This window comes from Curtobacterium sp. PhB137, from assembly GCF_003814955.1.
Lineage (GTDB): Bacteria > Actinomycetota > Actinomycetes > Actinomycetales > Microbacteriaceae > Curtobacterium.
Genome location: NZ_RKQO01000009.1, coordinates 89,299 through 108,787, shown reverse-complemented (window position 1 = coordinate 108,787; position 19,489 = coordinate 89,299). Strand labels below are relative to the sequence as shown.

The following is a 19,489-nucleotide window of genomic DNA, read 5'->3' as shown; positions in this document are numbered from 1 at the left end:
CGACGTCGGCGATGTTATCTCGTGCCAAGCGCAAATGCCACCGCCCGACGACGAACCACGGAACCGAGAGCACTGGAGCACGATGATCCCCACCGCCCTGCCCGAACCCGAGCTCTTCACGACGGCGTCCGGTGAGCCGTCCCTCGGCTGGGGGATCGTGGGCCCCGGCTGGATCGCCGGCGAGTTCGCCACCGCGGTGCGCGCTTCGACCGCCCAGCGCATCGTCGCCGTCGCGTCCCGGTCACTGCCCCGCGCATCCGCGTTCGCCGCCGAGCACGGGATCGAGGCAGCCGTGGAGGGTGTCGACGCCCTCGTCGCCCGGCCCGACGTCGACGTGGTCTACATCGCGACACCGCAGAGTGAGCACGCCGCGGTGGCCCTGGCAGCGATCGCCGCCGGCAAGCACGTGCTCATCGAGAAGCCCTTCACCGTCACGGCTGCCGAGGCCCGCACCGTCGCCGACGCCGCACGCGCCGCCGGGGTGCTCGCGATGGAGGGCATGTGGAGCCGGTATCTGCCGCAGGCCTCGGTGCTCCGGACCCTGCTGGCGGACGGAGCGCTCGGCGAGGTGCGCAGCGTGCTCGCCGACCACGGTCAGGCGATCCCGTTCGGCCCGGACCACCGGCTGTTCCGTCCGGAGCTCGGCGGGGGAGCGCTGCTCGACCTCGGCATCTACGCCGTGCAGTTCGCGTCGATGGTGCTCGGCACCCCGGACCGCGTCACGGCACGAGGCCGGATGACCGAGTCCGGCGTCGACGCCTCCGGCTCGCTCGTCCTCGAACACGGCGCCGCCCAGGCCGTCCTGCACACGACCATCGCCGCCCGCACGCCCACCACCGCGTCGATCGCCGGCACCGAGGGCACGATCGACTTCGCCGGACCGTTCTACAACCCGACGACCTTCACGATCTCGGCAGCAGCGCACGGTTCGCCCGTCCTGCACTGGCAGGACCCGACACCACTGCGGGGCTTCGCCGCCCTGGCCTGGGAAGCCACCGCCCTGGCACGCTTCGTCGGCGAGGGGCGGACGGAGTCCCCGCTGCACACCCTCGACGAGACGATCTCGATCCTCGAGACCGTCGACACCGCCCGCGCGCAGATCGCCGCGGGCTGAGCAGGAGACGACGATGTCCGACCTCATCACCACCCTCGAACAGCAGGAGCGCGACCTCGTGCTCGACGCCTTCACCCACGACGACGCCTGGGAGCTGGGCTCCCTGATCCGCGGCATCGCCCACGAGGCCGGCCACGCCGTCGGCATCGACATCCGTCGTCCCGGCCTCGGCCTGTTCCGCGCGGCGACCCCGGGCATCACCCCGGACCAGCACGTCTGGATCGGCCGCAAGGCCGCGGTCGTGCTCCGGATGGAGCAGTCGAGTGCCCTCGTCGACGCCCGGCTGTCCGCCGCCGGGGTCGATCCCGCGGCGATCGGGTGGCTCGGCGCCGAGTACGCCGTGACCGGAGGGTCGTTCCCGATCCGGGTCCGCGGTGCCGGTGTGGTCGCGGCCGCGACGGCCTCCGGCCTGTCCTCGACGGAGGACCACGACCTCGTCGTCGCCGGGCTCCGTGCGTTCCTCGAGGGACGCCGGTGATCGCACTCCGCGTCGCCGTGATCGGGACGGGCATGATCGCGGACGCGCACGTCCGGGCGGCCCGTGACGCCGGCGCGGTCGTCGGCGGGGTGCTCGGCTCGTCGGCGTCGCGATCCCGGCAGGCCGCCGAACGGTGGGGCGTGCCGACCGGGTACGCGTCCGTCGACGAACTGGTCGCGGATCGGCTGGACGTCGTGCACGTCTGCACGCCGAACGACACCCACGTCGACTACGCCCTGGCCGCCACGGCGGCCGGGCTGCACACCGTCGTCGAGAAGCCGGTCGCGATGACGCTCTCGGAGGGCCGACGGCTCGCCGATGCCGTGCGCGCCGCCGGCACGGTGAGCACGGTCCCGTACGTGTACCGGTACCACCCGATGGTCCGGGAGCTCCGTGCCCGGGTCGCCGCGGGCACGCTCGGCCGGGTGCTGACCGTGCACGGCTCGTACCTGCAGGACTGGATGGTGTCGCCGGACGCCTCGACGTGGCGGGTCGACCCGGAGCGGGGCGGTCCGTCGCGGGCGTTCGCGGACATCGGGACGCACTGGACCGACCTGGCCGAGTTCATCACCGGAACGAGGTTCACGGAGTTGACCGCCCGGACGTCGATCGCCTACGCCGAGCGCCCCGACCCCACCTCCGCCGGCGCATCGTTCGGCGGACCCGGACCCGGAACCGGAACCGGAACCGGAACCGGAACCGGCACCAGCGCCGAAACCGGCACCGGCACCGTCCCGGTCCGCACCGAGGACACCGCCGTCGTGACCTTCGCCACCGCCGACGGCACCCTGGCCAACACCGTCGTCTCGCAGGTCGCCGCCGGCCGGAAGAACCGCCTGTGGATCGAGGTCGACGGCTCGCAGGGGTCTGCCGTGTTCGACCAGGAGCACCCCGAGTCCGTGTGGTTCGGCGGCGAGCACGGCTCCACGACGGTGCACCGTGCCGAAGGATCCGTCTCCGCCGGCCAGGCGCGGCTCAACCGGACACCGGCCGGGCACCCGCAGGGCTGGACGGACGCCTTCGCGGCGTTCTGCGCCGACACCTACGCCGCGGTCCGTGGCGAGACACCCGAGGGACTCCCCACCGTCGAGGACGGTGTCCGCTCCCTCGAGGTCGTCGACGCCGTCCTGCGCGGAGCCGCGACCGGACGGTGGACGAGCACCAGCACGGAGGAACGATGAGCACCACCACCAACCCCGTCACCCTGTTCACCGGGCAGTGGGCCGACCTGCCCTTCGAGGAGGTCGCCCGCCTGGCCGCGGAGTGGGGCTACGACGGTCTCGAGATCGCAGCGTCCGGCGACCACCTCGACCTCGCCCGCGCGGACGAGGACGACGCCTACCTCCGGAGCCGGCTCGAGGTCCTCGACCGCCACGGCCTCGGGGTGTGGGCGATCTCGAACCACCTCGCAGGGCAAGCCGTCTGCGACGACCCGATCGACTTCCGCCACCGCGCGATCCTGCGCGACACCGTGTGGGGCGACGGTGACGGCGAGGGCGTCCGGCAGCGCGCCGCCGCCGACATGCAGCGTGCGGCCCGCGTGGCCCGGAAGATGGGTGTCGACACCGTCGTCGGGTTCACCGGATCGAGCATCTGGCAGTACGTCGCGATGTTCCCGCCCGTCGGGCAGGACGTCATCGACGCCGGCTACCAGGACTTCGCGGACCGGTGGAACCCGATCCTCGACGTGTTCGAGGCCGAGGGTGTCCGGTTCGCCCACGAGGTCCACCCGTCCGAGATCGCGTACGACCACTGGACGAGCGTGCGTGCCCTCGAGGCGATCGACCACCGCTCGGCCTTCGGGTTCAACTGGGACCCGTCGCACATGGCGTGGCAGGGCATCGACACCGTCGGCTTCATCACCGACTTCGCGGACCGCATCCACCACGTCGACTGCAAGGACACCCGCATCCGTTCCGCGTCGGGCCGGCAGGGCATCCTCGGATCCCACCTGCCGTGGGGCGATCCACGCCGCGGATGGGACTTCGTCTCGACCGGGCACGGGGACATCCCCTGGGAGGACGCGTTCCGCGCGCTCCGGCACATCGGCTACGCCGGCCCGATCTCCGTGGAGTGGGAGGACGCTGGCATGGACCGCCTGCACGGCGCCGCGGAGGCGGCCGCGTTCGTCCGCTCCCTGCTCTGGCCGCAGCCGAAGGCTGCGTTCGACGCCGCCTTCAGTAACCAGTAGCGGTGGTGGTCACCGCGTGACGGACGGGAGGCCCGGTTCCAGCTGGCACCGAGCCTCCCGTCCGTCACCTGGTCGCGTTCGCGACCCGCACTCGCTCAGGCGGGCAGGGGGACGAAGTCGAACTCCTGGAACGATGCGACCTCGTCCGCCCAACGGGTGGCGACGAAGCGCTGGTGCGCGGGGTGTGCGTCGTACGCCGAGTAGGTGTCCTGGTCGGCGAACGCCATCGAGAACTGGAACCGGAAGTCGCTCTGTGTGGACACCTGGCGGGACACCGTGAAGTCCTGCACGCCGGGGATCGCCGGCAGGGTGTCGCGGGCGGTCTCGAGGAACGCTGCCTCGTGCGGGGAGCCGGCGGCGTGGACGAGCGTGAAGCAGACGGTGTGGACGATCATGCGGGTTCTCCGGTGGGGTAGTCGACGAAGGCGAAGGCGGACCCGTCGGGAGCCCACCCGTTGACGTTGAGGGTGCCCTGCCCGCCGTCGAGCTCGACGATGGTCTCGGCTGCCTGCCAGACCTCGGGTCCCCAGGCGCTGACGGATCCGTCACCGGTGACGAGGCGCAACCGCACGCGCTCGTCGGCCGGGTGCCCCTCGGTGCCGGGCGGGAAGGACAGGTAGACGGCGGCGTCGTCGGTCGGGGCGGGGTGCGGGAACCAGTTGACGTGCTCGTCGACCGTGAGCTGCTCGATCCCGGTGCCGTCCGGTCGGACCCGGGCGATCTGCGCGTGCCCCGGTGCGGACTCGAACTGCTCGGTGTTGAACAGGATCCACGCGCCGTCGGGCGTCCACTCCGGGCCGTCGGCCGCGGAGGGGTCCGTCGTCACGGCGCGGTCCGAGCTGCCGTCGACGCCCATCACCCGGATTGTGCCCGAGGCCCAGACGGCGTCACCGGACGGGTCGAGCCGGACGTAGGCGAGCTCGGAGCCGTCGGGGCTGACGCCGTGCAGGAAGTGCAGACCGCCGTCGTCCGCGGTGACCCGGGTCGCTGCGCCGCCGGCGAGCGGGGCACTCCAGATGTGGAAGTCGTTCGCGCTGACGTGCACGGTGACGCCGTCGGGATCGAGCACGTGGTCGTTGTTCAGGGGCGGGACGCCCTCGATCGCGACGTGCTCCGGAGCTGCGGCGCCGTCGGCCGGCATCGTCCAGAGGACCCCGTCGCCGTTCAGCACGAGACGGCCGTCGGTGGTCCAGTTCGGCGCTTCGTAGAGCCGCTCGGCGGACTCGTGCACGGTGGTCACGCTGCGATCGGCTCGGTGCCAGATCCGGATCCGGCAGGTCTGGCCCGGTGCGAGCACGCGACCCGGGGCTTCATCGTCGAGGGGCATGACACACCTTCCGCAGTGAATGTTGGCTCGTGACAACCCTAGCCGATGTGGATCGTGATCCACCCCCCGCGTTGGGGATGATGACATGTCCTCGCTTCCAATAAGGTGAAGGGGATCGTACCTAGACGAAAGCTCACGTTGCCGCACTCCCCGCGCCCTTCCCGCCTGCCCTTCATCGCCGCCACCACCTCGGTCGTCGTCATCGCCGGAGCATTGCTCGCCGCGATCCCGAACACCGCCACCGCCGTCGAGGCACCGATCGCGACGCCGACCGCCACGCCGACCGCGACGGACGCGCCGGCCCCGACCTCCGAGCCGACCGCCTCGACCCCGGTTCCCGTCACGCCGTCCGCGCCCGCGGTGCCGACGGCATCCCCGAAACCCACGGCTACTCCGAAGCCCACGGCGACCCCGAAGCCCAGCGCGACGCCGAAGCCCACGCCGTCGACGATCTCCGTCACCTACGCCGGGGACTCGCTGACCGCGATGGACGGCTCGTGGATGCGGCAGATGAACGACAAGACGCTCACGAACATCGGCGGCACGGCCATCGGCGGTGCCACGACGCCGCGGATCCTGACCCGGTCGTCGGCGAAGGACGCTGACGTCCTGGTCGTGATGGCCGGCACGAACGACCTCCGGTACGCCTACAGCAGCAAGAGCATCCAGCAGAACATCGGCAAGATCGTGACGAAGATCGGCGCCCGGCACGTCGTCATCGCCGCGATCGCTCCGTCCAACATCACGAAGTACGGCAAGAAGCGCATCGACCGTCGCAAGCAGGGCGAGATCCTCAACCGTGACCTGCAGAACTACGCACTCACCCACGGCTACCTGTTCGTCGACCCGTGGGCGGCGGACCGGCAGCTGAACGGTGGATGGCCGTCGAGCCGTACGTACGACGGTGTCCACCCGACGGTCGCGATGTCGAAGAAGGTCGCGGTCCGTATGCAGCAGGCCATCCACATCGCCGTGGAGGGTGCGAAGGGCTAGCCTGATCGGACGGCGCACGTCCGACCATCACACCGGAGTCATGGCAACGCAGAACTGAGCCAGCGCACCCGCGCAGGCAATCGCATCGCGAGCGACCCGCTCGCGATCCTTCTGCACGCCCGCGACGGCTCTGCGTCGCGATGACTCCTGGGATCCTTCGTGTTCTTCGCCTCTGCCCGACTCCGGGCTGCACGCTCAGCACTCTCCGAACACCGCTTCGTCACGTTCGCGGTGCTCATCGACACTGTCGGCGCCGGCCTGACGCTGCCGCTGACGATCGTCTACTTCACCCTCACCACCGACCTACCGCTCACGGTCATCGGTCTGCTGTCGACGGCGGCATCCCTCGTCGCGCTGCCGATCGGTCTCCTGGGCGGGGTGGTGACTGATCGCCTCGGCGCGAAGGTGTCGATGATCGTCAACAACCTGATGTCCGCCGCGGGCTTCGCGGTCTACCTGATCGCGCACGACCCGGTCTTGGTGTTCGTCGCGATCTTCCTCGCCAACGCGTCCGAGCGCCTGTACTGGACGTCGTGGACTGCCTACGTCCACGACCTCGCGGACGGGCGACCGTTCGAACGGTGGTTCGCGTTCCTCGAAGCGATCAAGGCGGCAGCCCTCGGCTCAGGGGCGATCCTCGCGGCGGTCACGCTCGCGCAGGGGCAGGACGGACTCCGCTGGCTCATCCTCGCGAACGTGGTCACGAGTGTCGCGGCGGCGGTCGTCTTCGCCACACAACGAACCGGCGAACGGGCACGTCACCCGCAGCCGCCACGCGGTGCGGACGAGTCGTCCGGCACGATCCGGGAGTTCTTCGCGGACCGCTCGATGCGACTCATCACCCTCGGGCAGTTCCTCATCGGCCCGGCGATGGTCCTCCCGAACGTCGCCCTCAGTGTGTTGTTCGTCCAGCAGTGGCACATGCCGCTGGCGGTGGCACCCATGCAGTTCGCCATCGCCACCGCGCTCTGTGCCGTCTTCCAGACCTCGGTCACGCGGTGGGTCGTCGGGTTCCGGCGCGGGACCTTGGTCGCGGTCGGCGCCCTGCTCACTGCGCTGACCGCGCTTCCGCTCATCGTCCTCCCGCCGCTGGACGGTGCCGTGGCTTGGTCCTACGTCGCCGTCGTTGGGGTACTGCTCGCAGCGGCGGACATGATCGCGTTGCCGGCCGCCAACGCCGTCATGGCCGAGGCTCCGCATCCGCGCGTGCGGGGTCGCGCGATCGGCGTGTTCCAGACCGCGAGTTCGATCGGGATGGCTCTCTTCCCGCTCGGTCTCGGACTGCTCGACACCGATGTGCCGTGGCTGCTCTGGGTGATCACGGTGCTGGTGTTCGCGGGGGCGGCGTGGAGCTGGCGCGCGGCCGTGAACTGCCTGCCTGCCCGGGTGCAGATCGCCTCACCGGGTGACGCAGACAGCTGAGGGCCCGGAAGAACTTGTACCGAGCTGTTGACACAGAGGCGCTCCGGCTTGTACCTTCTGGACAGTACATTGGAGGGGTCATGGAGTACGTCGTGGGATTCGCAGGAGTGCTGGTCGCAGCACTCGCAGTCGGTGGGCTGGCCGGATGGCTCCGGCTCCGCCGGTCCTCGTCGAGTGAACGAGGCGCAGCGGTGGTGGTGGCGCAGCGGGCACTCCTGGTCCGGGTGGTCGTGAGCCTCGTCGTCGGCTTGGCCGTGTTCGTCGCCTGTGCGGTCGCGGGGACGAACGCACGAGCGCTGCAAGGCGTGTCGTTCTTCGTGGGGCCCAGCGCCGGCGCAGGGGTCGCACTCCTCGTCTTCGCCGCGATCCCCGCCGTCGCGATCGACGGCGCGACGGCGCACCGCTCCGCGTCGTTGCACGTACGGTCCGCACGGAGTGCCCTGCTTCCGCAGCAGTGGCGGCGTCTCTGGTGGGCGGTCGGATGTGCCGTCGGCATCGTCCTGGTTGCGGGGCTCGGATCGGCTCCCGCGCCGGACGGGCGGTGGCTGTGCACGAGCGTGTTCCCGATGCAGTGCCCCGCCGGCGACGGGCCCTACCTCTTCCCCGGCTGGTACTTCGGCCTTCCGGCGCTCCTCGGCATCGCGCTGCTCTCGGCCGGGGTGTGGGCGTCGCTCTGGCGGATCGCGGTGACCCCGGCGGCGGCCTGGCCGGATCTCGATGCAGCGGACGGAGCGCTGCGCCAGCGTGCGGGGCAGGTCGTCGCACTGGTCGGGACTGCCGCTGCACTCCTGACCGCGGCGGTCTTCCTCTCGGCGGCCGGTCTGCCGTTGATGAACGCGCTGCACCTCGACTCCGGTCTGGCCGGAGGGGCCGCAACGGTGGTGGCGCGGCTGGGGATGGTCGTGGTCCTGGCTGGAGTCGTCGTCGCGTTCGCGGGCGTCGTCACGGCCGTCGCGGCGGTCGTCCGAGCCGTGACGGCAGCCCGCCTGATCGCGACGGGGGCGGTCGCCGCGTGATCACCCTCAGCGCCGATGACCCGACGCCACCGTTCGAGCAGGTCCGCAAGCAGCTGGCCGACGCGATCCGGTCCGGTGAGCTCACGGCCCACGAGCGGCTCCCGTCGATCAGACAGCTCGCCGGCGACCTCCGCGTCGCCCCGGGGACGGTCGCGCGGGCCTACCAGCAGCTCGAGGCAGACGGCTTGATCGCCACCGGCCGCGGGCGCGGGACCACGGTCCGTGAGACGCAGGCAGTGTCCGATGCAGTCGTCGCGAGTGTCGCGCAGATGGTCGAATCGGTGCGGGGCGACGTCGGACTCGACGCGCTCCTGGCGACCGTCGCGTCGATGTGGGAAGGACGTCGGCGCTGACGGTGCCGACACGGTGCGCCGTGCCTTCGGGCTGCTCCCTCGCCCGGGTCAGCTGACCCGCGCCACGCGCCGACGTGCCCACAGCACGCCGACGGCGGCGAGTGCCCCACCGACCACGGCGCCGATGGTGTTCGTGATCCAGTCGCTCGTGTCGCACGCCCGACCGATCACGGGGAGGACCGCCTGGACGACCTCGATGAGGACGGAGAACGCGCTGGCGCCGACGGCCGCGAGGACCGGGCGCCGCCACCGCACCCCGGCCAGGAACGCGACCGGCACGAACAACAGCACGTTGGCCGTCGACTCGACCGCGGTCGGCGCCAGGTACGGCAGCCCGACGTTGCAGGTGACGTCGGACCGGGGAGCGCCGTCGGGAGACATGGTGAGCGCGAGCGCCACGACCACGGCGAGGCCGAACAGCACGGCGGTGAGCCGCGGCAGGCGCGCCAGCCAGACGCCCACGACGGGCGCGACGACGATGACCGCGATCAGCACGCCGAACGCGAGCCACGGTACTTCGATGAGCAGGGTCGAGAGCATGGATCTCCGGACGGGAGGCCCGGTGCCAGCTGGCACCAGGCCTCCCGTCCCTCAGGGGTGTCGGATCAGAGCGCGGCGCGACGACGGCGCACTGCGCGTGCGCCGATCAGGCCGGCGCCGACCAGGACGAGGCCGACCGCCCACGGCAGGGCGCCGGTGGCGTCCGAACCGGTGTAGGCGAGCTGCCCCGTGGTCGGGGTCGTCCCCCCGACGGCGACCGTCGGTTCGGTCGACACCGTCGGCACGGTGGGGCGCACGTCGACCGAGAACGAGGTGCTCTGCAGCCCCTCGCCGCCGACGGTCAGGGTGTGCGTCGAGGCGTGCGGGAAGGTGACGCCGACAGCGCTCTCGGCGTCGAACTCGGTGTACGGCGCGATCACGTCACTGGCGACGTCCGAGCTGACGATCGGCGTCCAGACGGGGTTGCCGTCCGCGTCGGCGGGGTCGATCGGGTTCCCGAAGCGGTCGACCAGGTTGCCGGAGACGACGAGTGTTCCGCCCTGCGCGACGGTCGGACGTCCACCGTCCACGACGTCGAGACCCCCGAAGGAGCCGTCCTCGTCGATGGTGAGCTTCACGGTCAGGACGGTGCCGTCCGTGCCGATGATCCACATCGTCTTCTTCGGCGCGTCGATCGACGCCGCGTCGAGGGTGAAGACCTGGACGCCGTACGCGGCGGCCGGGTCGACGGTCAGCTCGACGTACTGCGTGACCGACTCGGTACCGCTCGTGGCCGTGATCGCGAACTGGTACCAGGACGCCGTCGTGGCGGTGCCGCTCAGCTCACCGGTGGCGGCGTCGAAGGTGATGCCGTCGGGCAGCTGGATGTCCGGACCGAACTCCTCGTCCGTGTCGTCCGGTTGGAACCCGAACCCGATCGTCCAGCCGGAGTCGCTGGCGGTGCCCGCGGAGAGTGCTGCTGCCTGCGACTTCGTCATGACGACGTCGCCGTCGTCGTCGCCGTCGTACCAGGCGAGCGCGTACGTCGGGGCGGGGGAGCCCTGCGCCCGGAAGGTGTACGAGAACGGGTCGCCAGCGGTCGTCTCGAGGGCGAGCGGGTCTCCGGCGTCTGCCCCTTCGGCGATCGGCGTGCCCGCGGCGTCGACGAACACCGGGTCCTGCGTGACGGGGGCCGAGGTCGCCGTCACGGTCGCCGTCGATCCGTCGGGCAGGGCACCGGTGACCTGGACCGACACCCGTTCCCCGGCCTGCGCCGCATCGATCGTGTACGAGCCGCTCGTCGCCAGGACCGTGGTGGAACCGGCCTGGGTCCAGACGTACCGGAACGCCCCGTCCTCGTCGAAGCCGACGGGGACGGCGGTGAGCACGGAACCGACCTCCGTGTCGCCGGTGATGGTGACGGCGGGGTCGACGGCCTGCTGCGCGGTCGGCGCCGAGGTCGGTGACGGCGTGGCGGTGGGCACTGCGGCGGAGGGATGGGCGGCGGCTGTGGGGTCCGGTTCGGACGCCGTGGGCGTCGAGGCGTCGCTCGACGGCTCGGTGGTCGTCGGCGCAGCATCGGGCGACGGCGTCGCGGACGTCGGGGCGGACGGCTCCGCAGCGGCCGGCTCGGACGGATCCGCAGTCGGCGAAGCGGTCGACGCCTGGGCGTCGGTCGCCGCGGGAGCGGACGTCGCGGTCGACGCCGCCGGGTCGCTCGCCGGCTCGGCGTGGGCGGCCGTCGCGGTCACGAGGCCGAGGCCCGTGGTCAGCGCGACGAGGGCTGCGGTGGTGCCGACGGCGCAGGCGCGTCGGACGGTGGAGGCGCTGTGGCGCACGGGTCCCCCTGGATCGTGTCCGGTCGGGTGCCGGATCGTGTGGATCAGCCGAGAAAGCTCAGGCGTCCTCGGATCGTAGGGCCTGGGACCGCTTCAGACCGACGGGGAGTCCGGATCGTGACCATGACTGGGGGCGGCGGTCGTCGCGCAGAACCCCCGGTCGAGGAACGCGATGATCCACTCGAAGCTCGCATCGACGTCGGTGCGCATCTGGAACCCACCGGACGTCTCGATGGTCGCGAAGCCGTGCAGGACACTGCGCAGCAGGCGGAGCGCGTGCACCTCGTCGGCGGGGTCGAGCCCGTAGCCGCGCAGCGCCGCTGCGAACGAGGCGAGGGTGCGCTCCAGGGCGACGGCCAACGGGTCGTCCGGCCCGGTGGGACGGATCCCGACCGTCGCCTCGTACCGACCGGGGTGCCGCTGCACGTACCGGCGGACGGTCTGCGCGGCCGCCTCGACGGCATCGCGCCCGGCGAGCCCCTGCATCGCGTCGCGCAGGTCGTCGCCGAGTTCGTTCGCGGCGAGGATCGCGATCCGGCGGGTCAGGTCGGTGAGTCCGTCGACGTGCTTGTACAGCGACGGCGACTTCACGCCGAGCCGTTCGGCGACGACGCTCATGCTCAGCCGTGCGAGCCCGATCTCGTCGGCCAGCCCCGCCGCGGCGGTGGTGACGGCGGCGGGGTCGAGTCCTGCCCTAGCCACGGTGGCCGCCGACCGGCGCGAGCGTGCGGCCGAGGAAGGGGAGCACGAGTGCGAGGACCTCGGTCGGGCTCTCGGTGTGCGGGTAGTGGCCGGCACCGTCGATGGCGGCCAGCTCGCCGAGCCCGTCGGGCAGGTCGGCCAGGACCCGCTCGCCCTCGGCACGCGGGACGGCCCAGTCCGGGTCGGCGCTGCCCTCGATCACCAGGACGGGGCACCGCACGTCCGCCAGCCGTGCACCGGCGTCGGCGGGCGAGGTCTTCGTCATCGCGCGCAGCACCGCCATCCGCTCCGGCTGCTGCAGCGTCGACTCGATGCGGCCCAGTTCCTCGGTCCAGTCGGTCGGCTTCGTCGGCACGGCGAGGTCCAGGTAGGCCAGCCAGCCGGTCAGGCTCCCGGTCGTCATCACTTTGGCGAGCTGGAGCGTGCCGGCGCGGTGGTGGCGGTTCCGGAGCAGGCCGCCGAGGTCGAACGACTGCTTCCGCGTGAACGGTGCCAGCTCGACGATGCCGGTGACGACGTCGGGGGCATCGGCGGCGGCGATGGTGGCCGCCCCGCCGCTGATCGACTGCCCGACGATGACCGCGGGGCCGCCGAGGTGCCGGACGACGGCGACCAGGTCGCGAGCGATGTCGGCGCGCTGGTACGACGCCCATCCCGTGCTCGAGTCGCCACACCCGCGGATGTCGACGTTCGCCACCCGGTAGCCGGCGGCGACGAGTTCGGGGACCAGGAACCGGTAGGCGTGCCGGCTGTCGCCCATGCCGTGTGCGAGGACGACGAGCGGTCCGTCGCCGCTGACGTCGTACGCGATGGTGCCTTCGTCGGTGCGCAGGTGTTCGAGCATGACTGCCTCCATGGCTAAGTGTGTTAGCTAGAAGCTAAGACCATTAGCCGACGCTGTCAAGCCCGCCACGGCAGTTGCGTCGTGCGGCGGCGGACGGGAGGCCCGTGGCGGGCCCGCACCGGGCCTCCCGTCCGCTCGTCGGTCGCCGTCAGTGCACCGTGTCCAGCGCGTCCGACAGGTCCAGGGACCAGACGGCGACCCCGGTCAGGCCGAGCCGCTCGGCGAGGGCCACGCGCTCGCGCAGCGACCGCGCGTCGGACCACCAGAGCACCTCGTCGCTGGGCAGGGTCGCCGTCCACTCGCCCGCTGTCGCGTTCCAGGTCGGGGTGATGCCGGCCTTCCGGACGCGACGACGGGCCTGGTCGTCGGACAGCTGCCCCGCCGGTCGCGGCCCCTTCCAGTGGTAGCCGTACCCGGCGACGCCGAGCACGATCTGGTCGGCGGGCGCGAGGGTGGCGAGCGCCCTGGCGGACTTCGACGCCCAGGGCAACGACCCGACCGGCCCCGGTGCGTCCGGCTCCCACGGGCCGTGCTGGTCGTAGGCCATCAGTGTGAGGTGGTCCAGCGGAGCGCGGAGTGCGCGGACGTCGTACCCCATGCGCGCGTACCCGGCCGCGGTCGTCGACGCCGACAGGGCGATGTCGAGCCGGACGTCGTCGCCGACCGCCGCACGGAGCTCCCGCGCGAAGGCCGTCAACCCCGCCGTGTCGGCTGCGGTCAACGCCTCGAGGTCGATCATGACCGAGTCCCACCCGCCGGATCGCACGTCGGTCGCGAGCGCGCGGACGACGTGGGACCGGTTGGCGGGGGACCGGAGCATCCTCCGGGCGATCGGCTCGCTGAAGTCGCCGTCGGCGTAGTTGCTGACGAGCAGCTGCGCCTCGAGCCCGCTGGCGTGCGCCCGGTTGCGTTGCGTCCTCGCCTCGCGGGAGGGGGTGCTGACGCGCGTGCCGGTCCGGCTCAGCAGCAGCCCGTCGACGCCGACGACGTCCATCGCCGATGCGTTGGCGTCGATCAGCGCGGGGTCCGCCCCCTCTGGCTGGAAGCCCGTGACGTCGAACCAGTCGGGTGTGCCGGACTCGGCGTTCGCGGGGCCGGTGCAGCCGGTCAGGACGAGGCCCGCGGTCAGGACAGCGGCGAGGAGGGCGGAACGCGGCCTGGTGATCACGCTCCGAGTGTGTCAGGCCGGAGCAGTCGCCGCGTCGACCGGTGTGCTGAACTGCTCGACCAGCGTCCGCTTCAGGACCTTGCCGCTCGGTCCGAGCGGCAGGGCGTCGACCACGTGCACGACCCGCGGGAACTTGTACGCCGCGATCTCGTCGGACACGAAGCGGACGAGCGCGTCGGGGCTGACGGTCGCACCGGCACGGAGCACCACGGCGGCCTCGATCTCCTGGCCGTGCAGCTCGTGCGGGACGCCGAAGACCGCCGCCATGGTGACGTCCGGGTGCGTCGCCAGCACCTCTTCGACCTGCCGCGGGTACACGTTGTAGCCGTTGCGGATGATCATGTCCTTCGTGCGGTCGACGATCGTCAGGAACCCGTCGTCGTCCTTCGTGCCGAGGTCGCCCGTGCGGAACCACCCGTCGACGATCGCCGCGTCGGTGTCCTCCGGCCGGTCCAGGTACCCGTTCATCAGGTTGTGCCCGCGGATGACGAGCTCGCCGATCTCGCCGTGCGGCAGCAGCACGATCGCGTCCGGGGTGGCCGGGTCGGCGATCTCGACGTCGACACCCCACACGGGCGTCCCGATCGTCCCCGGTCGGGGCGCTCGGCCGACGTGGTTGAAGGTGGCCACGGGTGACGTCTCGGTCAGGCCGTAGCCCTCGTGGATCGGCGCGTCGAACACGGACTGGAACCGCTCGAGGACGGCCAACGGCAACGACGCCCCGCCCGAGATCGCGTAGCGGAGGTCCGGGCGGGCGTCGTTGCGGGTCGCGGCGTCGAGCAGTGCCATGTACATCGTCGGCACCCCCATGAAGATCTCGCAGCCGTGCTCGACCATCGCCGACAGTGCTGCGTCGCCGTCGAACTTCGGGAGCATCACGATGGTGGCACCGGCGCGGAACCCGGTGTTCATCGTGCAGGTCTGACCGAACGTGTGGAACAGCGGGAGTGCCCCGAGCAGGACGTCGCCGCGGTGCATGTCGAAGGTGCTCATCAGGTTCGTGTTGACCTGTTCGAGCAGGGCGAAGTGCGAGCCCTCTGCACCCTTCGGCTTGCCGGTGGTCCCGCTCGTGTACAGGATCGTCGCGGTGTCGAAGGGGTCGCGGGGGACGTAGGTGTCGAGGGGTTCGGCTGCCGCGGCCAGGGCCTCGAGGCGGTCTGTGCCGTCGTGGCCGTCGTGGTCGTCGTGGTCGGCCGGTGCGAGCACGGTGATGACGTCGACGCCGGCGAGCTCGGCACCGGCTGCGCCCTCGGCGAGCAGCGGGGCAGCGCAGACGAGCAGCATGGCGCCGCTGTCCTGCAGCAGGTACTCGATCTCGCGCCGCTTGAGCAGCGCGTGGACGGGGACGACGACGGCGCCGAGTGCGAGGGTTGCGTAGTAGACGCGGGCGAAGTCCGCGACGTTCGGCACGAGCATCGCCACGCGCGATCCCTCGGTGACCCCGCGGGCCCGGAGCGCTCCGGCGTAGGCGAGGGTCTCGGACCACAGCTCGGCGTAGGTGGTGCGGTGGTCGCCGACGATCACGGCGACGTCGTCCGGGTACCGCGCGGCGGACTCGGCCAGGATCGCGGCGACCGAGGCGGTGGCTCGGGTCGGTCTGGGGGTGCCGTGGTGAGCGGCGGTGGTGGGCTCGGTGCGCGTCATTCCGGTCTCCGTCTTCGGTGACGAGTGGTTCCCCGGATCATACGTCCGGCCGCCGGTCAGAACGTCGTGCGCTCCTCGAACACCGACATGATCATGGCCGCACCGAGCCGCGCGCTCCGGGCGGGCTTCGCCGAGCCCTGCACGGCTGACTCCACCCGGGCTCCCTCGACCAGCAGCGACAGGGTCTCGGCGATGTGCGCCGGCATGTCCGCACGGGTGCACAGCAACGTGAGGTGGCTCTCGACGTCGCGGAAGTGCTCGGCTGCGAGCGCGGCGATCTCCGGGTCCTGGCGTCCGAGCTCGGCGTGTCCGTTGATGAACGCGCAGCCGCGCCACCCCTCGTCCGCGAAGCACTCCTCGAGGTAGTTGAAGATGCCGAGGATCTCGTCGCGGGGATCCGCTGAGGTGGTGGCGATGTGGTCCAGGGCTCGACGCCACGCGCCGTGCCAGCGTCGCAGGACCGCCACCACGAGCGCCTGCTTGGACGGGTAGGCCGCCGTCAGCTCGTCCACGCTCATGCCCGCGTGCGCGGCGACGTCCTCGAAGCGCACCGGGATCACGCCGTGTGCCGTGAAGAGGTCGTCGGCGGCCTTGGATGCGGTGCGCTGCGCGGTCGTCTCGACGGCCGGGGGCGTGAGTGTGAGGAGCGTCATGGGGAAGTGTGGATCACCCTATCGATCGGTTCGGACGGCGGTCGAGAGCTCAGGATGCGAAGAAGTCCGCGTAGGACGGGTCGGCGTGACCCATGTGCGCACTGAGACGGGCCTGCACGATCTCGTCGAGGTCGGCGGGCGGGGTCAAGCCCCGTCGGCGCCACTCGACCGGGTTGCTGCGGAGCTGCTCGAGCGTGCTCTGGTCAAGCATCGTGGCGTTCCTGTTCTGCGAAGAGTGCGGTCATGTCGATGGCCTGGGTGCGGACGTCCTCGAACGTGGATCCCTCGCGGATCACGCGGAGAGTCCGAGCACGGCGGCGGCGGACGCGAGGACGCTCACCGAGACGATGCCGGTGCTCACCGCGGCGATCTGCAGCGTGCGCTGTCGCTGGGCGTCCCGCAGTTCGCTGAAGCCGCCGCGGTGGCGGTTGCGTCGGCCGGACGCCGACGTCGCTTCGAATGCCTGCTTGGGTGCGCTGATCGGGTGGACCGGAGTTGCGGTCACGGCGGTCATGTCGTCCTCGTGTTCTCCTGAGCGGCCCGTTGCCGCTGGATGACACGACCGTACGAGCAGCGGGGTCGTCGGTGCGCGCCAGGACCGATGACTCGACGGATCGCGGATGTCGGGAGCGGCCCGGCGGTCGAAATCCGGACATCGTCCCGTCGCCAGGAGCATCCGGTCCACGCGACGACGATCGTCGGTAGCGCTTCTCGGACAGCGACACGGACGACGCGTGTCCGTTCGGTCACACTGCTCTCGGTGAACCGATGACAGACGAACGAGCTCGCGTGCAGGACGACGTCCGGTCCGCCGACGTCGACGAAGCACGCGACTTCCTGGTCGGGGCGTACGACGCCTCCGAGTGGCGCGCCGAGACGACCGCGCAGCCCTTCACCTTCCGGTACTCGGCGGTCGGCGACTCGACGATGACGCTGCGCGCGATCCGGTTCGACGGGCACCTCGACGGCGTCATGACGCCGTCGGACGACTTCGTCGTGCAGTGGATCACCCGGGGTACCGGCTTCATCGGCGAGGGCGACGACCGCCTCGTGAGCGCCGTGGGCCGGCCGCAGCTGTGGCCGCAGGACGGCGCCGCGTTCACGTACCAGGACTACGACCAGCGTCTCGTGCAGATCAACCGGGCATCGCTCGAGGAGGTCGCCGGCGAGCGCGGCGCGGCGTCGGGCGGCGTGCAGCTCGACCACACCGTGCAGCCCGACGACCGGGCCGTGACGATGTGGCGGAACACCGTCAAGCTCATCTCGCACACGGTGCTCGACCGGCAGGTCTCACCGCTGCTGCAGGCCGAGATGGGCCGGCTGGGGGCACTGGCGCTGCTCGAGCTGTACCCGGTCGTCTCGGCCACGTTGCCGGACGAACTCCTGCTCCCGCGCAACGCGCACATCCGCCGGGCCGTCGAGTACGTGCACGAGCACGCCCACCTGCCGATCACGAGCACCGACCTGGCCGAGGTGGCTTCCCTGAGCCTGCGTGCCCTGCAGCAGGCGTTCCAGCGGCAGCTCGGGGTGAGCCCGAACGGCTACCTGCGCGGGGTCCGTCTCGACCGGGTGCGCGACGAGCTCGTGCACGCCGACCCGGCGGGGACGAGCATCGCCGACGTCGCCCGGCAGTGGGGGTTCGCCCACGCTGGTCGGTTCTCGGCCGCCTACCTCGAGCGCCACGGCGAGTACCCCCGGGACACGATGCGGCGGGCGTGACACCCCGACGGCCATGATGGGTGCGTGCTCGACGACGACACCCACCGCCACCGTCTGGACGCGGTGCTGCGCGCCGTCGGGAGCTCGGACGACCAGGCCGAACGGCTGCTGGGCGGATCCGTGAACCACACGTACCGGGTGCGGCGAGCGGTCGGTGCCGACGTCGTCGTGCGGTTCCCCGTCGACCCCCTGCGCTCGGACGAGTTCCCCGTCGAGGCGTGGGCCGCGCGAGCGGCTGCCGCAGCGGGCATCACCGTCGCTCGTCCGATCGGCCACGGTGTCCAGGACGGCGTCCCCTTCATCGTGTCCGAGTACGTCGAACCCGACCCGCGGCCGATCGAGCACCCCTGGACGTGGCTCGGATCGTCCGCCCGCACCGTCGCCTCGATCAGCCTGGCGGAGGCGCCGCCGTCGTTGTACACCCGCTTCGGCACCGACCTGGCTCGGGCGTGGTCGGCGCACCTGGCGTACAACAGCGCAGCGCTCGTCGCGGACGACCCACTCCGCCACGACGGCGCCTACACCTCGGCCGGCGCGCTCCGGAGGCACTTCGAGCGGCTGGCCGCGGAGCGATTCGCGTTCGGACTCGCGCACGGCGACCTGGCACCGCGGAACCTGATCGCACGGGGACCGGGTCGCGCGCCCGTGCTCATCGACTGGGGTGCTGCCGAGACCGGTCCGTCACCGTGGACCGACGCTCGTCGGGTGTTCGAGTGGGCGTTCGTCGACGCGACGATCTCGAGGGCCGAGTACGACGAGTTCACCGCCGCCGCCGGGCTGGCCAGCCCGGCTGACCACGCGACCCTGGCGTCGCTCACCGCGCTGCACCTCGTCGACGTGACCCGGTGGGCGCGGGAGCAACGGCCGGACCTGTACGCCGAGTACGTCGACCGGTGCCGGGTCGGTCTTGAGCGCATCGAGCGCATCGAACGTCTCGAGCGGATCGAGCGCGCTTCGGGGGAGTGAGCGGCGAGCGACCGCGGCGGCCCGGGGGCGTCGGTCACGCCCCGAGCAGGCCGCACCGCCGCAGGATCTCGTCGACGACCGCCGACAGCGGCCGGGTCGCGTCGATCGGCGTGCCGGGAGGTGTGTCCGCACCGGACGCGTGGAGCTGACGGACCAGGGCCCGCTCGGCCGTTCGGCCCCGCCCCGCCCACTCGTCGCCGGCGCGCGCGTCGAGCCGGTCGTCGAGCGTCGCTGCGTCGACGGTCAGGACGAAGACCTCGTCGAACAGGTCGAGGAACGCGCCGACGTTCCGGGATCCGCCACAGAAGAAGGTCACCGGTTCCGAGCGGTCCGCCGCCCGCTCCCGGACCAGCTCGGCGTTCCAGAGGTGGTGGGCGTGCACGTCGAGGCCGGACAGACCGTCGACGGCGGCGCCGGTGCGGGGATCACCCTGGTACGCGAGTTCGCGGTCCCCGTTCACCGCCGGGAAGCCGCGCCGGCGCAACTCGAGGCAGACAGCCGTCTTCCCGGTACCGGAGACGCCCTCCACGAGGTGGTTCCTGACGCCCATGCGTGGCACGCTACGCCGAGGTGCGTCGACC

23 protein-coding genes are annotated in these 19,489 nt (G+C 71.7%); 10 read left to right on the top strand and 13 right to left on the bottom strand.

Going from position 1 to position 19,489, the window contains the following annotated elements; all coding sequences use genetic code 11:
• The first annotated feature begins 82 nt into the window (after positions 1-82).
• Genes EDF28_RS16795 through EDF28_RS16780 form a run of 4 tightly spaced genes read left to right on the top strand, consistent with a single transcriptional unit; the run spans position 83 to position 3,783 of the window.
• Complete coding sequence (locus tag EDF28_RS16795) at positions 83-1,114, top strand: Gfo/Idh/MocA family protein (RefSeq protein ID WP_123939096.1); 1,032 nt, start codon at positions 83-85, stop codon at positions 1,112-1,114.
• Between the two features lie 13 nt (positions 1,115-1,127).
• Positions 1,128-1,592, top strand: a complete 465-nt coding sequence (locus EDF28_RS16790) for a heme-degrading domain-containing protein (RefSeq protein ID WP_123939095.1) — start codon at positions 1,128-1,130, stop codon at positions 1,590-1,592.
• Positions 1,589-2,773, top strand: coding sequence for a Gfo/Idh/MocA family protein (locus tag EDF28_RS16785; RefSeq protein ID WP_123939094.1), 1,185 nt, complete (start codon positions 1,589-1,591; stop codon positions 2,771-2,773). Before EDF28_RS16790 ends, EDF28_RS16785 begins: the two co-directional genes overlap by 4 nt.
• The gene (locus tag EDF28_RS16780) at positions 2,770-3,783 is read left to right on the top strand and encodes a sugar phosphate isomerase/epimerase (RefSeq protein WP_123939093.1); all 1,014 of its coding nucleotides are present in this window, start codon (positions 2,770-2,772) and stop codon (positions 3,781-3,783) included. Before EDF28_RS16785 ends, EDF28_RS16780 begins: the two co-directional genes overlap by 4 nt.
• A gap of 95 nt (positions 3,784-3,878) precedes the next feature.
• On the opposite strand, the gene EDF28_RS16775 is transcribed toward EDF28_RS16780, so the two are convergent.
• From EDF28_RS16775 to EDF28_RS16765, 3 genes are read right to left on the bottom strand one after another with little or no spacing between them, the layout of a single operon-like run.
• On the bottom strand, positions 3,879-4,178 hold the full coding sequence (locus EDF28_RS16775; protein WP_123294686.1) for a Dabb family protein: 300 nt from the start codon (positions 4,176-4,178) through the stop codon (positions 3,879-3,881).
• Complete coding sequence (locus EDF28_RS16770) at positions 4,175-5,110, bottom strand: hypothetical protein (RefSeq protein WP_123939092.1); 936 nt, start codon at positions 5,108-5,110, stop codon at positions 4,175-4,177. Before EDF28_RS16770 ends, EDF28_RS16775 begins: the two co-directional genes overlap by 4 nt.
• A gap of 38 nt (positions 5,111-5,148) precedes the next feature.
• Positions 5,149-5,571, bottom strand: coding sequence for a hypothetical protein (locus EDF28_RS16765; RefSeq protein ID WP_123939091.1), 423 nt, complete (start codon positions 5,569-5,571; stop codon positions 5,149-5,151).
• Here EDF28_RS16765 and EDF28_RS16760 point away from each other — a divergent pair.
• From EDF28_RS16760 to EDF28_RS19620, 4 genes are all read left to right on the top strand, one after another.
• On the top strand, positions 5,471-6,103 hold the full coding sequence (locus EDF28_RS16760) for an SGNH/GDSL hydrolase family protein (protein WP_260155073.1): 633 nt from the start codon (positions 5,471-5,473) through the stop codon (positions 6,101-6,103). The two genes, EDF28_RS16765 and EDF28_RS16760, sit on opposite strands and share 101 nt — an antisense overlap.
• Before the next feature lie 159 nt (positions 6,104-6,262).
• A complete protein-coding gene (locus EDF28_RS16755; protein WP_185094278.1) occupies positions 6,263-7,525 on the top strand; it encodes an MFS transporter in 1,263 nt (420 codons plus the stop codon).
• A 92-nt stretch (positions 7,526-7,617) separates the two neighbouring features.
• A complete protein-coding gene (locus tag EDF28_RS19625) occupies positions 7,618-8,541 on the top strand; it encodes a hypothetical protein (RefSeq protein WP_260155065.1) in 924 nt (307 codons plus the stop codon).
• Positions 8,538-8,894 carry a GntR family transcriptional regulator gene (locus EDF28_RS19620; protein ID WP_243649836.1) on the top strand — a complete coding sequence of 119 codons (357 nt, stop codon included), beginning with the start codon at positions 8,538-8,540 and terminating at the stop codon, positions 8,892-8,894. The genes EDF28_RS19625 and EDF28_RS19620 overlap by 4 nt, the downstream gene beginning before the upstream one ends.
• A gap of 48 nt (positions 8,895-8,942) precedes the next feature.
• Here EDF28_RS19620 and EDF28_RS16745 read toward each other — a convergent pair whose 3' ends face one another.
• The 9 genes from EDF28_RS16745 to EDF28_RS16710 form a co-directional block, all read right to left on the bottom strand.
• Positions 8,943-9,434, bottom strand: coding sequence for a VanZ family protein (locus EDF28_RS16745; RefSeq protein WP_123939088.1), 492 nt, complete (start codon positions 9,432-9,434; stop codon positions 8,943-8,945).
• 65 nt (positions 9,435-9,499) lie between these two features.
• Positions 9,500-11,212 (bottom strand): putative Ig domain-containing protein, encoded by a 1,713-nt coding sequence (locus EDF28_RS16740; RefSeq protein WP_123939087.1) that lies wholly within the window; start codon positions 11,210-11,212, stop codon positions 9,500-9,502.
• A gap of 93 nt (positions 11,213-11,305) precedes the next feature.
• On the bottom strand, positions 11,306-11,914 hold the full coding sequence (locus EDF28_RS16735) for a TetR/AcrR family transcriptional regulator (protein ID WP_123939086.1): 609 nt from the start codon (positions 11,912-11,914) through the stop codon (positions 11,306-11,308).
• Positions 11,907-12,770, bottom strand: coding sequence for an alpha/beta fold hydrolase (locus tag EDF28_RS16730; protein ID WP_260155064.1), 864 nt, complete (start codon positions 12,768-12,770; stop codon positions 11,907-11,909). The genes EDF28_RS16735 and EDF28_RS16730 overlap by 8 nt, the downstream gene beginning before the upstream one ends.
• 136 nt (positions 12,771-12,906) lie before the next feature.
• Complete coding sequence (locus EDF28_RS16725) at positions 12,907-13,926, bottom strand: glycosyl hydrolase family 18 protein (protein ID WP_123939084.1); 1,020 nt, start codon at positions 13,924-13,926, stop codon at positions 12,907-12,909.
• A gap of 12 nt (positions 13,927-13,938) precedes the next feature.
• Positions 13,939-15,570 carry a long-chain fatty acid--CoA ligase gene (locus EDF28_RS16720; protein ID WP_123939083.1) on the bottom strand — a complete coding sequence of 544 codons (1,632 nt, stop codon included), beginning with the start codon at positions 15,568-15,570 and terminating at the stop codon, positions 13,939-13,941.
• Positions 15,571-15,626: 56 nt separating this feature from the next.
• Complete coding sequence (locus tag EDF28_RS16715) at positions 15,627-16,223, bottom strand: TetR/AcrR family transcriptional regulator (protein ID WP_123939082.1); 597 nt, start codon at positions 16,221-16,223, stop codon at positions 15,627-15,629.
• A gap of 49 nt (positions 16,224-16,272) precedes the next feature.
• Positions 16,273-16,434, bottom strand: a complete 162-nt coding sequence (locus tag EDF28_RS19320; protein WP_159573320.1) for a hypothetical protein — start codon at positions 16,432-16,434, stop codon at positions 16,273-16,275.
• Positions 16,435-16,515: 81 nt separating this feature from the next.
• The gene (locus EDF28_RS16710) at positions 16,516-16,737 is read right to left on the bottom strand and encodes a hypothetical protein (RefSeq protein WP_123939081.1); all 222 of its coding nucleotides are present in this window, start codon (positions 16,735-16,737) and stop codon (positions 16,516-16,518) included.
• A gap of 254 nt (positions 16,738-16,991) precedes the next feature.
• Between EDF28_RS16710 and EDF28_RS16705 the strand changes: the two genes are divergently transcribed.
• The gene (locus tag EDF28_RS16705) at positions 16,992-17,942 is read left to right on the top strand and encodes a helix-turn-helix domain-containing protein (protein ID WP_111084859.1); all 951 of its coding nucleotides are present in this window, start codon (positions 16,992-16,994) and stop codon (positions 17,940-17,942) included.
• Positions 17,943-17,966: 24 nt separating this feature from the next.
• A complete protein-coding gene (locus tag EDF28_RS16700) occupies positions 17,967-18,908 on the top strand; it encodes a phosphotransferase (RefSeq protein WP_123939080.1) in 942 nt (313 codons plus the stop codon).
• Positions 18,909-18,942: 34 nt separating this feature from the next.
• On the opposite strand, the gene EDF28_RS16695 is transcribed toward EDF28_RS16700, so the two are convergent.
• On the bottom strand, positions 18,943-19,458 hold the full coding sequence (locus EDF28_RS16695; RefSeq protein WP_123939079.1) for a nucleoside kinase: 516 nt from the start codon (positions 19,456-19,458) through the stop codon (positions 18,943-18,945).
• Positions 19,459-19,489: the final 31 nt, after the last annotated feature.